A 13771-nucleotide genomic window follows, 5' to 3' on the forward strand; every position below is an offset into this window, starting at 1 on the left:
GCTCAGGCCAGCGTCGCGGTGTCGATCACGAAGCGGTAGCGCACGTCGGAGGCCAGCACGCGGTCCCACGCCTCGTTGATCTGGTCGGCGCCGATCAGCTCGATCTCCGGCGCGATGCCGTGCTCGGCGCAGAAGTCGAGCATCTCCTGCGTCTCGGCGATGCCGCCGATGCAGGAGCCGGCGAACGTGCGCCGCCACATCAGCAGTGGGAACACGTGGATGGGCAGCGCCTCCGGCGGCGCGCCGACGTTGACCATCGCGCCGTCGACGGCCAGCAGGTTGAAGAACGCGTCGAGGTTCACCGGCGCACTGACCGTGTTGATGATCAGGTCGAAGCGCTGGCGCAGCTCCTTGAACGTCGCCTTGTCGCTCGTCGCGTAGTAGTGATCGGCGCCCAGGCGCAGGCCGTCCTCCTGCTTGCGCAGCGACTGCGACAGCACGGTCACCTCGGCGCCCATCGCGTGCGCGAGCTTGACCGCCATGTGCCCCAGGCCGCCGAAGCCGACGACCGCGACCCGCTTGCCCGGGCCGGCGTTCCAGTGCCGCAGCGGCGAGTAGGTGGTGATGCCGGCGCAGAGCAGCGGCGCGGCGACGTCGAGCGCGAGCGCGTCGGGGATGTGCAGCACGAAGTCCTCGTCGACGACGATCCGCTCGGCGTAGCCGCCCTGGGTGATCGTCTCGTCGCGGTCGACCGAGCCGTAGGTCTGGGTGTTGCCGTTGAGGCAGTACTGCTCGTGACCCTGCTCGCAGCTGGAGCACTCGCGGCAGGAGTTGACCATGCAGCCGACGCCGACGCGATCGCCGACCGCGTGCTTGGTCACGTCGGTCCCGACCTCGGCGACGACGCCCGCGATCTCGTGCCCGGGGACCAGCGGGTACTGGATCGGTCCCCACTCGCCGCGCACGGTGTGGATGTCGGAATGGCAGATCCCCGAGAACTTGATGTCGATCAGCACGTCGTGCGGGCCGACGTCGCGGCGCTCGATGGTCAGCGCGGAGAGAGCATCAGTGGCGGACGTGCCGCCGAAGGCATTCGCAATTGGCACGGCCCCTAGTCAAGCAGCCTGCCTCAGCCGCGGATCGTCACGGGGGTGAACGTGTCGCCGGCCCGGACCACGATGCGGGCGCGAGCGTCGGCGACGCGCAGCGTGACGCGGCCGTGGACGTCGGTCCGGGCCCGCCGCCCGCCGACGCGGACCACCGCGTTGCGCACCGGTCGCTGGTCGCCGGCGATGTCGGCGGTCACGGTCACCCGCAGGCGGCCGCCGCTGCGGCGGGCTGCGGCCCGCAGCGGTGTGCGCTGCGGGAGCGCGTCGTAGCACGGCCCGAGCGCCGGGAGGGGCGGCGCGGTGACGCCGTCGTAGGTCGCGGTGAACGTGCCGGTCTTGGTCGGCAGCGGGTGCGTCGAGGAGATCGCGTTGTCGACGGTCAGGTCCGCGGTCAGCGAGCCGGTGTGGGCGCCGCGCACGGTGATCGCCGCGACGATGTGCCACGGGCTGGAGCCGGTGATCGTCAGGGTGCCGTCGACGAACGTCTGGCCGTCGTCGGTGTAGCCGTCGTAGGTGGCGGTCGTGTCGGTCGTGGACAGGTCGCCGGCCAGGCGCAGGGTGACGGAGCCGCCCGCCTGGCCGCGCAGCGTGACGGTGCGGTTGGAGGCCAGCACGCCGTGCCAGTCGCGGGCCGCGGGGGCCCAGGCGCCGACCGCGCTGGAGCCGGTGCGACCCGGCTTGGTCGGACGGCGGCCCAGGCGGGCGATGGTCAGGCGGTTGGGCGCCAGGCCCTTCTGGCGCACGTCGGCGTTGGCGCTGGCCGAGGGCGGCGTGCGCAGTCGTTCCTGCAGGAGCACGCTGGTGCTGTCGGGGCTCCAGAACTGCTGCCCGGCGAGGTTGTTGCCCGCGGTGTAGTTGCCCGAGTACACGTCGAGCGGCTGGCCGATCAGCGTGCCCTCGGCATCCCCGCCGGCGGGCAGCAGCCACGGGGACAGGTCGCATTGGAAGCCCTGCCAGGTGGACACGTAGTAGGGCGCCAGCGCGCCGCCGAAGGGCATCGCCTGCAGGGAGCGCAACTGGGGGAGCGCGGCCGCCGCGACCGCCCGGTCGCGCGTGCGCCAGGAGGCGACCACGTACTGCGAGTTGTCCGGGGAGATCGCCCCGTCCTCGTCCCAGTCGGTGTTGGCGGTCAGCCGCGTGGTCCTCCCGGTCTGCAGGTCGATCTTCAGGACGTCGGTGTTGTAGCCGGGCTCGGCCACGGCCAGGATCGACCGGCCGTTGTCGGCGAAGCTCTTGAGCTCGTAGAGCTGCAGGTCGTTGCTCCAGTGCGCGACGTCGGGGTCGTCGGGGCCGGTGGGGCCGCTCGGGTTGACCACCTTCGGGTCGGCGGCGACGTAGCGGTCGGACCGGCGCTCCAGGCGCGCGACGACCATCGCCGTGCCGTCCAGGCGCAGGTCCATCCAGCCCAGGTGCACGCCGTCGGGCGCGAGGTGCCAGGTACGCCGCTGGATGATGAACGCGCCGCCCTTGTCGGCCGACATGTCGACGGGAAGGAAGCGGTGCGTCGCGCAGTCGAAGATGCTCGGCGCGCACTCGAGCACGACCGCGTCGGGATCGGCGGGGTCGTCGCCGCCACCGGTCGCGCCCAGCTCCTTGGTCGACATGAACAGCCGCCGGTCGTCGGGGAAGGCGTAGGTGAAGCCGCCGTGGATCTCCGGTCCGTCGGTGAAGTCGCAGGTGATGCAGGTGGCGCGTCCGCGGCGGGTGGCCGTCCACACGCCGCCGCCGACCTGGTCGCGGAAGATGATGTGGCTGCCGTCGGCGTTCCAGGTCGGGAGCCAGGGCTGGACGTCGCGCGGCAACGTCACGTGCTGGAGCTCGATGGGCACGAACGGCGGCGGGGCCGCGCTGGCGGACGCCGTCAGCGACATCATCATGAGCACGATGGCGCCGCAGACGCGGCGCCGGGACCGACCTGACCCGGGCATGCCTCTATCTATACTCACGAGTAGAGTTAGCGTCAAGGACCGATGAGCGCCCGCGAGATCACGCCACGCCGCAAACGCATCCCGGACGACCGCATGCTGCACGCGGCGTGCGCCGAGTTCGCCGCGCTGGGCTTCCACGCGGGCAACGTCGATCGCATCGCCGTCGCCGCGGGCACGACCAAGGCGACGGTCTACGCGCGCTTCGGCTCCAAGGCCGAGCTGTTCGCGGCGACGCTGCAGCGCGAGGCGGGCGAGCTGCGCCGCCGCCTGCTGGCCGCCTACGCGGCCGACGGCGACGCGCCGGTGGCAACGCGGCTGCACGAGTACGTGGGCGCGTACTTCCGCTTCGGCCTCGAACACCCGGACGGCTTCCGGCTGCTGTTCGTCAGCGACACCGAGTCGGCCGAGCCCGTCGGGGCGGCGATCATCGCGGAGCTGACCACGCGCATCGCCGAGATGGTCGCCCGCCAGTACGGGGCGGCCCAGCCGTCCGACCGCCACCGGCTCGTGGCCGCGCTGGTCGTCGGCGCCACCCACCACGGCGCCGGGACCATGGCCGCCCAGGGCATCGCGGTGGCCGACGCCGCCGCGGTGACCGAGGAGTTCCTGCTGGCCGCGCTGCGCGGCCTGCGGCTCAGCTCGCCGGCCTGATCGGGATCGAGGTCAGCGTCGCGAAGCCCTGCAGGAACGCGGTGATCTCGTCGGTCGAGGCGCTCACGGTCTGGTTGCAGTCGACGGTGACGAACGGGTTGACGCCGGTGGGCAGGCTCGCCGTGCTGGTCACCTTGACCGTGCCGCGGACGGTGCCGGACGAGCACTGCGGGATGTTGAGGTTCTGCACCGTGCCGCGCTTGAGCTTGGCCCGGTTGGCCGTGACCCAGCCCAGCGTGCTCTTGACGCCGTCGGTGAAGTCCGTGACGGTGGCGGTGCCCTCGCTGGTGGCCAACGCCGGCAGCCCCTGCTGAGCGGCGGCGCGCGCGGCGCCGACCGTGCCCGACAGGTCGACGAACGGCCCCAGGTTGGCGCCCTGGTTGATGCCGGCGATGACGAGGTCCACCTGCGACTTCTTGACGACCTTGCTGAGCGCGTAGTTGATCGAGTCGGCGGGGTAGCCCTCGACCGCGATCGCCGGGTAGCCGCTGGCCGTCGTCGTCTTGCGCGCGGTCAACGGGCCGGGCGTCGTCTTGCCGCCGCTGCCGCTCTGGTTGGTCGCCGGCGCGACGACCGTGACCGTGACCTTGGTCAGCTTGCGCAGTCCCTGGACGAGCGCGTCGATGCCGGGCGCCTTGACGCCGTCGTCGTTGGAGACGAGCACGCGCAGCGGCTTGGTCTTGGCCGCGCCGGCGGTGGCGGGCAGGAGCGCGACGGCGGCGACGACGGCGGCCAGCAGCGCCGCGACGATGGAGCGATGAGTCCTCATGTGCGGCGGCACGGTAGCTCGACCGCGGCGGGCGCGTGTGAGCAAGTTGTTGTCGGCCGGTATGGCACGCTGAGGTGATGAGCGAGCCCTGGCCCGAACTGCGCGTGGACGACTGGACCGACACGCGTGACACGCTGCACCGCTGGACGCAGGTCGTCGGCAAGATCCGCCTGGCCCAGGCGCCGATGGTCAACCACTGGTGGCAGGTCACGCTCTACGTCTCACCCCGCGGCCTGACCACGTCCGCGATGCCGGTGGGCTCGCGCGTGCTGGAGATCGAGTTCGACTTCTGCGCCCACGTCCTGCGCCTGACGGCGGACGGCGGGCAGGAGCGCACGGTCGCGCTCGCGCCCAAGACCGTGGCGGACTTCTACGCCGAGGTGATGGCCGCGCTGCACGAGCTCGGGCTGGACATCACGATCTGGCCGGTGCCGGTCGAGATCGATCCGGCGGTGCCGTTCGCGCAGGACGTCGAGCACGGCGCCTACGACCCGCACGCCGCGCAGCTGTTCTGGCGTCAGCTGGTCGCGGCCGACCGCGTGCTGTCGGTGTTCCGCGGCCGCTTCGGCGGCAAGGTCAGCCCGGTGCACTTCTTCTGGGGCGCGATGGATCTCGCCGTGACCCGCTTCTCCGGGCGCCTCGCGCCGCGCCACCCCGGCGGCGCGCCCAACTGCGGCGACTGGGTCATGGTCGAGGGGTACTCGCACGAGCTGTCCAGCTGCGGGTTCTGGCCGGGCGGGGGCGAGGAGGGCGCGTTCTACGCCTACGCCTATCCCGAGCCCGACGGCTTCAAGGAGCATCCGGTCACGCCCGCCGCGGCCTTCTACTCCGAGCCCAACGGTCAGTTCCTGCTGCCCTACGAGGCCGTGCGCACGGCCGACGATCCCGACGCGACGCTGCTCGGGTTCCTGCAGACCACCTACGAGGCCGCCGCGATCCACGGGACGTGGGACCGCGACAGCCTCGAGTACGTCCCGGTCGAGGGGGCACGGCCCGCATCGTGAGGTCGGTCGGCGGGTAGGCCGCCGACATGCGCAAAGGCCTTCGAACGACGATGCGGGCGGCGGACACGGCCGAGAAGGCCTACAACGGGCTGGCCATCGCGGTGCTCTGCGTGCTGATCGTCCTGGCGGCGATCTACGGGCTCGTGCTGCTCGTCGTCCACGCGGTGACCTAGCGCCAGGCCGGCCGACGGGCGGCCGGCCTGGAACGGAGCGGTCAGGCCAGGTCGAAGCGGTCCAGGTCCATGACCTTGGCCCACGCGGCGACGAAGTCGCCGACGAACTTCTCGCGCGCGTCGTCGCTGGCGTAGACCTCGGCCAGGGCCCGCAGCTCCGAGTTGGAGCCGAAGACCAGATCCACCCGGCTGCCCGTCCAGCGGACCGCGCCGCCGGCCTCGGTGCGCGCCTCGAAGCTGCCCGCGTCGTCGGCCGTCGGCGACCACGTCGTGCCCAGGTCCAGCAGGTTCACGAAGAAGTCGTTGGTCAGGGTCCCGGGGGCGTCGGTCAGGACGCCCTTGGCCGACTGGCCCGCGTTCGCGCCCAGGACGCGCAGGCCGCCGACCAGGACGGTCATCTCGGGGGCGCTGAGCGTCAGCAGGTTCGCGCGGTCGATCAGCAGGTACTCCGCCGTCAGCCGCTCCTGGCCGCTGAGGTAGTTGCGGAACCCGTCGGCGACCGGCTCCAGCGCCTCGAACGACTCGGCGTCGGTGTGCTCCTCGGTCGCGTCCGCCCGGCCGGCCGTGAACGGGACCTCGACGTCGACGCCGCCGGCCTGGGCCGCCTGCTCGACCGCCGCCGCGCCGCCGAGCACGATCAGGTCGGCCAGCGAGACCTGCTTGCCGCCGGACTGCGCGGCGTTGAACGCCTGCTGGATGCCCTCCAGCGTGCTGAGCACCGTGGCCAGCTGCGCGGGGTCGTTGACCGCCCAGCTGCGCTGCGGCTCCAGGCGCACGCGGGCGCCGTTGGCGCCACCGCGCTTGTCGCTGCCGCGGAACGTCGAGGCCGACGCCCACGCCGCCGAGACCAGCTGGGACACCGACAGGCCCGAGTCGAGGATCTGCCGCTTGAGGTCGGCCACGTCGCCGGCGTCGACCAGCTCGTGCGTGACCTCGGGCAGCGGGTCCTGCCACAGCAGCGTCTCGGCCGGGACCTCCGGGCCGAGGTAGCGCTGGATCGGGCCCATGTCGCGGTGCGTCAGCTTGAACCAGGCGCGCGCGAACGCGTCGGCGAGCTGATCGGGATGCTCGTAGAAGCGGCGCGCGATCGGCTCGTAGATCGGGTCGAAGCGCAGCGCGAGGTCGGTGGTCAGCATCGTCGGCGCGCGGCCCGGGCCGCCCTCGTTGGGGGCCGGGATGGTGCCGGCGCCGGCGCCGTCCTTGGCCACCCACTGGCTCGCGCCCGCCGGGCTCTGCTCGAGCTCGTACTCGTACTCGAACAGGTTCTTGAAGAAGCCGTCCGACCACGCCGTCGGCGTCGAGGTCCAGGTCACCTCCAGGCCGCTGGTGATGACGTCCTCGAGCTTGCCGGAGCGGTAGGTCTGCTTCCAGCCCAGGCCCTGCTCCTCCAGCGGCGCGCCTTCGGGCTCGGGACCGACGAACTGCTCCGGGTCGGCGGCGCCGTGGGTTTTGCCGAACGTGTGGCCGCCGGCGATCAGCGCGACGGTCTCCTCGTCGTTCATGGCCATGCGGCCGAACGTCTCGCGGATGTCGTGGGCCGAGGCGAGCGGGTCCGGGTTGCCGTTCGGGCCCTCCGGGTTGACGTAGATCAGGCCCATCTCGGCGGCGCCCAGGGGGCGCTCGAGCTGACGCCCGCCGGTGTGGCGCGCGTCGGTCAGCCACTCGGTCTCCGGGCCCCAGTAGACGTCCTCGTCGGGCTCCCACACGTCCGGGCGGCCGCCGGCGAAGCCGAACGTCTCAAAGCCCATCGACTCCAGCGCGACGTTGCCGGTGAGGATCATCAGATCGGCCCACGAGATCGACTGGCCGTACTTCTTCTTGACCGGCCACAGGAGGCGGCGGGCCTTGTCCAGGTTGCCGTTGTCGGGCCAGCTGTTGAGCGGGGCGAAGCGCTGCTGCCCGGCGCCCGCGCCCCCGCGGCCGTCGTTGATGCGGTAGGTGCCGGCGCTGTGCCAGGCCATGCGGATCATGAACGGGCCGTAGTGCCCGAAGTCGGCCGGCCACCAGTCCTGCGACGTCGTCAGCACCTCGGCGATGTCCGCCTTGACCGCGTCGAGATCGAGCCCCAGGAACGCCTCGGCGTAGTCGAACTCCTCGCCCAGGGGGTTGGCCACGGCCGGGTTCTTGGCCAGGATCTTCAGGTTCAGCCGGTTCGGCCACCAGCCGCGGCTGTCACCGCCCTGGGTCGGATGGGCGGCGCGCTCATGGACGACGGGGCAGCCGCTGGGCTCCTCGTTCATCTCGCCGACGACGGCGTCCGGGTGGTGCTGGTCAGACAAGGGGAACCTCTCCGGTGTCAGTGCTGTACAGGGGCAGTGGGGGTGGCCGAGCAGACGGGGCACAGGCCCCAGTGGATGACCTCGGCCTCGAAGATCACGTAGCCATGGTCCTCGGAAGCGGTCAGGCAGGGGGCCGCGCCGACGGCGCAATCGACGTCGGCGATGGCCCCACAGGATCGGCACACCACGTGGTGGTGGTTGTCACCGACGCGTGACTCGTAGCGGGCCACGGAGCCCTCCGGGTGGATCCGCCGCACCAGGCCGGCGTCGGTCAGCGTCCGCAGCACGTCGTAGACGGCCTGGGTGGACACGTCGCCGATGTCGGCGCGCACCGAGTCCAGGATCGAACCGGTGTCGGCGTGCGGATCGGCGTGCACCGCGGCCAGCACGGCGACCCGCGGGCGGGTGACGCGCAGGGACTGCGCGCGCAGCAGCTGCTCGAGCTCGGGGACCGTCGGCACGGGCCGGAGTATGCCACGCCAAACTGGAATGAGTCCAGAACGGCGAAGGGGGCTGTACGGTGCCCGGGTGTTTTCGCGAAAACGACTCCGGGAACTGCGTCCGCTGGCCGCGGCGCTGGGCGTGTACCCGCTCGTCGCGGCCACCGCGCCGACCATCGAGCGGCCCCTGGCGCGCATGCGCAAGCTGATCGGTGCGGAGCGGTCGCTGGGGCTGTTCTTCGAGCCGGCGGTCCACCGCTGGGTGGCCGCCCGCCCGCCGCTGATGCGCACGCTCAACGTGACCTACGTCGCCGCGCACATGCCCGGCGTGCTGGGCGCGCTGGCCTGGGCCTGGTACGCGCACCCCGACGAGTTCCCGGTGGCGCGCGACACGTTCGTGGCCACCCAGGCGCTGGCGGTGATGGGCTACATGCTCGTGCCCACGGCGCCGCCGCGGATGGTCCCTGAGCTGGGCTACGTGCGCGGGCCCGGACCGGGCGATGCGGGGATCGGCCGGCTGGTGCAGAGCCCGTACGCGGCGATGCCCAGCGCGCACACCGCGTTCTCCGTGGTCGCGGCGGGGACGGTCTTCGCGCTCGCGCGGTCGCCCGCGGTGCGCGCGGCCGCGCTGCTCTACCCGCCCGCGGTGGTGGCCGAGATCGTGGCCACCGGCGACCACATCTGGCTCGATGCCGTGGGCGGCGTGCTCGTCGCCACGGGCGGGTTCGCCATCGCCCGCCGGCTGCAGGCGCGCCGCGACCGCTAGCGGGCCTTGGACTCGTTCAGCGCGATGGCCGCGCGGATGAGCGCCTGGAACGCCGGCGCATCGACGGCGTCGCCCTCACGGAAGTCGATCGCCCGCCGGGTGTTGCCGTCCAGGCTGGAGTTGAACAGGCCGGAGGGGTCGTCCAGCGACGCGCCCTTGGCGAAGGTCACCTTGACCGCGCTCTTGTAGCTCTCGCCGGTGCAGACGATGCCGTCGTGGTACCACGTCGGCACGCCGCGCCACTTCCACTCCTCGACGATGTCGGGGTCGGCGTCCTTGATCAGGCCGCGCAGCTCGCTGAGCCGCTCACCGCGCCAGTCGCCGAGCTCGGCGATCCGCTCGTCGATCAACTCGGATGGGTTCTTGCTGTCTGCCATGGCCCCAGCTTGGCATCTCGCTGGGCGCGCCCGCGGTTCAGCCGTCGGCCGAGCGCGCCAGCGCCTCGTGCGCGTGCCACTCCGCCAGCTGGCGGGCGTGGGCGGCGGTGACGTTGTCGTAGGCCATGTTGCCCAGCAGCAGCCGCACGGGCGGGTCGTCCATGGCGACGAGCGCCAGCAGCGCGGCGGCCGCGCGACGCGGATCGCCGGCCTCGCCGCCGGAGGTCTCCACCGCCAGCGACGACGCCGCGGTGGCGAACGCCTCGGCGTAAGGGGAGGCGGCGTCGATCCGCCGGTCGCAGGCCTCGCGGAACCCGGTGCGGAAGTCGCTGGGTTGGACGATCGTCACGCGGATGCCGAACGGCGCGGCCTCGAGCGCGAGCGCCTCGGTCAGCCCCTCCAGCGCGTACTTGCTCGCGCAGTACAGGCCGACGAGCGGGAAGGCCACGCCACCGGCCGCCGAGGAGATCTGGACGAGGTGCCCGTGGCGGGCGCGTCGGAGGTGGGGCATCACCGCCTGGGTGACCCACAGCGCGCCGAAGAAGTTCGTCTCCATCTGGGCGCGCGCCGCCGCCTCGCTGGTCTCCTCGATCGGCGCGTGCAGCCCGTAGCCGGGGCAGTTGACGACGACGTCCAGCTCGCCGACCAGCGCGACCGCCTCGTCGGCCACGGCCAACGCCCGGTCGCGGTCGGTCACGTCGAGCGCCAGGACGAACGCCCGGCCGGGATGGGCGTCGACCAGGTCGGCCAGCGTCGCCGGATCCCGCGCGGTGGCGACGACGCGGTCACCGGCGTCGAGCGCCGCCTGTGCGAACGCGCGGCCCAGCCCGCGCGACGCACCCGTGATCAGCCATGTGCGCGACATGGTCGGCGATCCTATGGGATTTCACTACTCGATCTAGATGACCTGGCGCCGACAATGCGCGCGACCTGCGAGATTGCCGCGCATGTTCGCCCGGGTCCTGACGCTCGCCGTCACGCTGCTCTGTGTCCTCGCCACCGCCTCTGCCGCGCAGGCGCGAGAGCCGAAGCTGACCGTGCCCGCCGCCGAGCTCGCGGCAGCGCTGAAGTGCACCGACGGGATCGATCACGCCGCGCGCACGCCGATCATGCTGGTCACCGGGACCGGCGCCAGCGGCGACGAGGCCTACGCGATCGGCAAGCCCGCGTTCGACGCCGACGGGGCGCCGGTGTGCTGGGTCAACTTCCCCGACCACACCACGGCCGACATCCAGGTCTCCGTCCAGTACCTCGTCGCGGGCCTGCGGGAGATGTCGCGCCGGGCCGGGCGCCCGATCGCGGTCTTCGGCATCAGCCAGGGCGGCCTGCTGCCCCGCGTCGCGCTGACCTACTGGCCCAGCCTGCGGGCCAAGGTCTCCGACGTGATCGCCGCCGCCGGCACCCAGCACGGGACGATCGTCGGCAGCTCCCGGTGCGCCGCCCAGCATCTGGAGTGCACCCCGGCCAGCTTCCAGCAGGCGGCCGGCTCGCACTTCCTGACGGCGCTCAACCGCCGCGGCCGCGACGAGACGCCGGGGCCGACCTCGTGGACCACCGTGCGCTCGGCCACCGACGAGACCGTGCAGCCGACCACCGGCGCCCATCCGACGTCGGCGCTCAGCGGCGCGACCAACGTGCTCATCCAGGACATCTGCCCGGGGCGCCAGGTCACGCACATCGGCACCGCGCTGGACTCGGTGACCTTCGCGCTGACGATGGACGCGATCGCCCACCCGGGCCCGGCGGTCGTCGCGCGGCTGCCCGCCGACGTGTGCGCGCATCCGTACGCGATCGGCCTGGACGAGGCCACCACGGCGAACCTGCTGACCGCGGCCGCGACGCTGACCTCCGGCCGGTCCGACAGCGAGCCGAAGGTCTCGCGCGAGCCGGCGGTTCGGGCCTGGATGCGCGGCAAGAGCTACTAGAGCGCGAGGTAGCGCATGACGGCCAGCACCCGCCGGTGGTCGTCGGCGGTGTTGGGGAGGCCCAGCACCTCGTAGACGTGCGAGACGTGGCGGACGACCGCCTTGTCGGTGATGACCAGGCGCTCGGCGATCGCGGCGTTGGAGCGGCCCTCGGCCATCAGCCCGAGCACCTCCCGCTGACGGTCGGTCAGGCGGTTGAGCGGGTCGTCCTCGCGCCGCGCGCGGCCCATCAGCGAGCCGACCACCTCGCGGTCCAGCGCCGTGCCGCCGGCGCAGATGCGCCGCACGTCGCCGATGAACGCGTCGACGTTGGCGATGCGCTGCTTGAGCAGGTAGCCGACGCCGGCCGACCGCTGCTCCAGCAGCTCGGAGGCAAAACGCCGGTGCACGTGCTGGGAGAGCACGAGGACCGCGATCTCCGGGCGCTCGGCCCGCAGCGTCAGCGCGGCACGCAGGCCCTCGTCGGTGTGCGTGGGCGGCATGCGGATGTCGGTGACCAGCAGGTCGGGCTGATGGGCGCGGACCTTGCGCACGACGTCCTCGCCGTCCTCGGCCACGGCGACGATCTGGAAGCCCGCCTGCTCCAGCACCAGGGTGAGGCCGCCGCGCATCAGCGCCTCGTCCTCACCGATCACGACGCGCACGGCACCTCCGCCACCACGCGCGTCCCGCCGCCCCGGGGGCTGGTCACGGTCAGCCGCCCGCCGAGCACGTCGACGCGATCGGCCATCCCGCGCATCCCGGTGCCCGTTCCGGCCGCCGCGCCACCGACGCCGTCGTCGGCGATCTCGATCAGCAGGTCGCCGTTGTCGCGACCCAGATGGATCGAGAGCTCGCCGGCCCGCGCGTGCTTGACGGCGTTGGTCAGCGCCTCGGCGACGACGAAGTAGCCGGCCAGCTCGACCGGGGCGGGCAGCTTGCCCGCCGCGCCCGCAAGCGTCTCGTCGATGGTCAGCGTGGTGGGCAGCGGCATGCGATCGGCCAGGTCCTCGGCCGCCGCCGGCAGGCCGCGTTCGATCAGCGCCGCGGGCATCACGCCCTGGACCAGCGCGCGCAGCTCGGCCACCACCGTCTCCAATCCGGTGCGCAGCATCCGGGCCTCGTCGCGGGCCACGTCGGGCAGATCGCGGTTGGCGGCCAGCCCGTCCGCGCCGATGGCCAGCACCACCAGCTGGGCCTGTAGCCCGTCGTGCAGGTCGCGGGCGATGCGCCGGCGCTCGGCGTCGGCCGCCCGCACGATCCGCGCGCGCGAGCGCCGCAGCGCGTCGCGGCTGGCGGTCAGCTCCACGGTCAGCCGCTCGTGGTCGAGCGCGATCGCCGTCATGCGGGCGGCGGCCTCGACGACGTCGCGCTCGGCGATCAGGTGGGCGTCGTAGACGATCGCGCCCACACGGCGCTCGCCGCGGCGCACCTCGACCAGCGCGCGATCGGCCTCGTCCGCGGGGAGCGCCACCTCCAGGCCCGCGAAGTCGACGTACCCGCCGGCCTCGGGCACCCACAGCAGGAGCTCCAGGGACGGATCGCCGAGCGTGTCGGCCAGCGCAAGGGCCAGGGTCGGGCGGTCGCCGGTCTCCGCGCCCAGCCAGGCGCCCAGCTCCTGGACGTCGCCCATCCGGGCGAAACCGCCGCGCAGGACGCTGGCCACGAAGGCCACCGGCACACCGGCCAGCAGGGCCAGCTGGATGAACACGCGGGCTTCCTGGAGCTCGGGGAAGAAGTGGTTGGCCAGCTGGGCGCTGACGAACGCGAAGACCACCGCGAAGATCCCGTAGGCGACCAGCGGACCGAGCACGCGCCGGCGGGCCGGGGAGGCGGCGCGCAGGCGCCCGGCCAGGATCACCGCGGTGGCGCCGATCACCAGCGCACCCCCGGCGTACTGCACCCAGCGCCCGGCGTCGGCGATGTCGGGACGGTCGGCGATCGTCAGGGCGTCGTAGGGCGCGCCGGCGGCGCCCAGCCCGAACAGGTACAGCGGCGCCTGCAGCACGATCGCCACGACGTAGCCGCCCGCGACGGTGACGCGGCTGGCCTGGTCGCGCAGCGTGCCGGAGGGAAAGCCCAGCAGCAGGTGGATGACCAGGGCCAGCGGCACCGTCGCCACGATCAGCCCGACCACGACCAGGACGGGCGGCGCGGTGTTGGCCAACCCCGCCGCCAGCCAGACCAGCGCGCCGGAGATCAGCAGCGCGCCGATGCGGTTGTTCGGGCGCCGCAGCGCGGCGGTGGCACCCGCGGCCAGGTAGACCATGGCGCCCGCCGGAAACAGCAGGACCAGCCAGGTCGGCGTGACCGGCCCGTCGATCAGCAGTGCCACCTCGACGAGAGCGAGCAGGGCGATCGCCGCGACCAGCTGCGCGATCGCCCGGCTGTGCGGGGTCAGCAGCCCGCGCACGCTGACCAGGAAGGGGGC

At 72.9% G+C, this 13771-nt stretch carries 14 protein-coding genes; 5 read left to right on the top strand and 9 right to left on the bottom strand.

Features of this window, described 5'->3' with window-relative positions:
• Window positions 1-2 precede the first annotated feature (2 nt).
• A complete protein-coding gene (locus ACZ5UI_RS06785) occupies window positions 3-1046 on the bottom strand; it encodes an NAD(P)-dependent alcohol dehydrogenase (protein ID WP_464195541.1) in 1044 nt (347 codons plus the stop codon).
• 23 nt (window positions 1047-1069) lie between these two features.
• Entirely contained in the window at window positions 1070-2923 is a 1854-nt protein-coding gene (locus tag ACZ5UI_RS06790) for a hypothetical protein (RefSeq protein ID WP_464195543.1), read from the bottom strand.
• A gap of 96 nt (window positions 2924-3019) precedes the next feature.
• Here ACZ5UI_RS06790 and ACZ5UI_RS06795 point away from each other — a divergent pair, with 96 nt between their 5' ends.
• Window positions 3020-3628: a TetR/AcrR family transcriptional regulator gene (locus ACZ5UI_RS06795; protein WP_464195545.1), complete on the top strand. Its 609-nt coding sequence runs from the start codon at window positions 3020-3022 to the stop codon at window positions 3626-3628.
• On the opposite strand, the gene surE is transcribed toward ACZ5UI_RS06795, so the two are convergent.
• Window positions 3612-4397, bottom strand: coding sequence for a 5'/3'-nucleotidase SurE (gene surE / locus ACZ5UI_RS06800; RefSeq protein WP_464195547.1), 786 nt, complete (start codon window positions 4395-4397; stop codon window positions 3612-3614). The two genes, ACZ5UI_RS06795 and surE, sit on opposite strands and share 17 nt — an antisense overlap.
• Before the next feature lie 77 nt (window positions 4398-4474).
• Between surE and ACZ5UI_RS06805 the strand changes: the two genes are divergently transcribed.
• Window positions 4475-5401 carry a DUF5996 family protein gene (locus ACZ5UI_RS06805; protein WP_464195549.1) on the top strand — a complete coding sequence of 309 codons (927 nt, stop codon included), beginning with the start codon at window positions 4475-4477 and terminating at the stop codon, window positions 5399-5401.
• Between the two features lie 26 nt (window positions 5402-5427).
• Window positions 5428-5574, top strand: a complete 147-nt coding sequence (locus tag ACZ5UI_RS06810; protein ID WP_464195551.1) for a hypothetical protein — start codon at window positions 5428-5430, stop codon at window positions 5572-5574.
• A 41-nt stretch (window positions 5575-5615) separates the two neighbouring features.
• Here ACZ5UI_RS06810 and katG read toward each other — a convergent pair whose 3' ends face one another.
• Both katG and ACZ5UI_RS06820 read right to left on the bottom strand, forming a co-directional pair.
• Window positions 5616-7814: a catalase/peroxidase HPI gene (gene katG, locus ACZ5UI_RS06815; protein ID WP_464197772.1), complete on the bottom strand. Its 2199-nt coding sequence runs from the start codon at window positions 7812-7814 to the stop codon at window positions 5616-5618.
• 56 nt (window positions 7815-7870) lie between these two features.
• On the bottom strand, window positions 7871-8314 hold the full coding sequence (locus ACZ5UI_RS06820; RefSeq protein ID WP_464195553.1) for a Fur family transcriptional regulator: 444 nt from the start codon (window positions 8312-8314) through the stop codon (window positions 7871-7873).
• A gap of 67 nt (window positions 8315-8381) precedes the next feature.
• On the opposite strand from ACZ5UI_RS06820, the gene ACZ5UI_RS06825 reads away from it, so the two are divergent.
• Window positions 8382-9059, top strand: a complete 678-nt coding sequence (locus ACZ5UI_RS06825; RefSeq protein ID WP_464195555.1) for a phosphatase PAP2 family protein — start codon at window positions 8382-8384, stop codon at window positions 9057-9059.
• Here ACZ5UI_RS06825 and ACZ5UI_RS06830 read toward each other — a convergent pair.
• Window positions 9056-9436: a DUF1801 domain-containing protein gene (locus ACZ5UI_RS06830; protein WP_464195557.1), complete on the bottom strand. Its 381-nt coding sequence runs from the start codon at window positions 9434-9436 to the stop codon at window positions 9056-9058. The genes ACZ5UI_RS06825 and ACZ5UI_RS06830 overlap by 4 nt on opposite strands.
• Window positions 9437-9473: 37 nt before the next feature.
• Complete coding sequence (locus tag ACZ5UI_RS06835) at window positions 9474-10301, bottom strand: SDR family NAD(P)-dependent oxidoreductase (protein WP_464195559.1); 828 nt, start codon at window positions 10299-10301, stop codon at window positions 9474-9476.
• A gap of 82 nt (window positions 10302-10383) precedes the next feature.
• On the opposite strand from ACZ5UI_RS06835, the gene ACZ5UI_RS06840 reads away from it, so the two are divergent.
• Window positions 10384-11361: an esterase/lipase family protein gene (locus tag ACZ5UI_RS06840; RefSeq protein ID WP_464195561.1), complete on the top strand. Its 978-nt coding sequence runs from the start codon at window positions 10384-10386 to the stop codon at window positions 11359-11361.
• On the opposite strand, the gene ACZ5UI_RS06845 is transcribed toward ACZ5UI_RS06840, so the two are convergent.
• Both ACZ5UI_RS06845 and ACZ5UI_RS06850 read right to left on the bottom strand, forming a co-directional pair.
• Complete coding sequence (locus tag ACZ5UI_RS06845) at window positions 11358-12005, bottom strand: response regulator transcription factor (RefSeq protein WP_464195563.1); 648 nt, start codon at window positions 12003-12005, stop codon at window positions 11358-11360. The two genes, ACZ5UI_RS06840 and ACZ5UI_RS06845, sit on opposite strands and share 4 nt — an antisense overlap.
• Entirely contained in the window at window positions 11993-13753 is a 1761-nt protein-coding gene (locus ACZ5UI_RS06850; protein ID WP_464195565.1) for a histidine kinase, read from the bottom strand. Before ACZ5UI_RS06850 ends, ACZ5UI_RS06845 begins: the two co-directional genes overlap by 13 nt.
• Window positions 13754-13771 lie beyond the last annotated feature (18 nt).

This window comes from Conexibacter sp. JCM 18997, assembly GCF_055391915.1.

Excerpts from the sequence above, each read along its gene's own strand:
- katG (WP_464197772.1), bottom strand. The coding sequence starts at position 7,814 with ATGAACGAGGAGCCCAGCGGCTGCCCCGTCGTCCATGAGCGCGCCGCC.
- ACZ5UI_RS06795 (WP_464195545.1), top strand. The coding sequence starts at position 3,020 with ATGAGCGCCCGCGAGATCACGCCACGCCGCAAACGCATCCCGGACGAC.
- ACZ5UI_RS06840 (WP_464195561.1), top strand. The coding sequence starts at position 10,384 with ATGTTCGCCCGGGTCCTGACGCTCGCCGTCACGCTGCTCTGTGTCCTC.
- ACZ5UI_RS06790 (WP_464195543.1), bottom strand. The coding sequence starts at position 2,923 with ATGATGTCGCTGACGGCGTCCGCCAGCGCGGCCCCGCCGCCGTTCGTG.
- ACZ5UI_RS06835 (WP_464195559.1), bottom strand. The coding sequence starts at position 10,301 with ATGTCGCGCACATGGCTGATCACGGGTGCGTCGCGCGGGCTGGGCCGC.
- ACZ5UI_RS06830 (WP_464195557.1), bottom strand. The coding sequence starts at position 9,436 with ATGGCAGACAGCAAGAACCCATCCGAGTTGATCGACGAGCGGATCGCC.
- ACZ5UI_RS06810 (WP_464195551.1), top strand. The coding sequence starts at position 5,428 with ATGCGCAAAGGCCTTCGAACGACGATGCGGGCGGCGGACACGGCCGAG.
- ACZ5UI_RS06805 (WP_464195549.1), top strand. The coding sequence starts at position 4,475 with ATGAGCGAGCCCTGGCCCGAACTGCGCGTGGACGACTGGACCGACACG.
- surE (WP_464195547.1), bottom strand. The coding sequence starts at position 4,397 with ATGAGGACTCATCGCTCCATCGTCGCGGCGCTGCTGGCCGCCGTCGTC.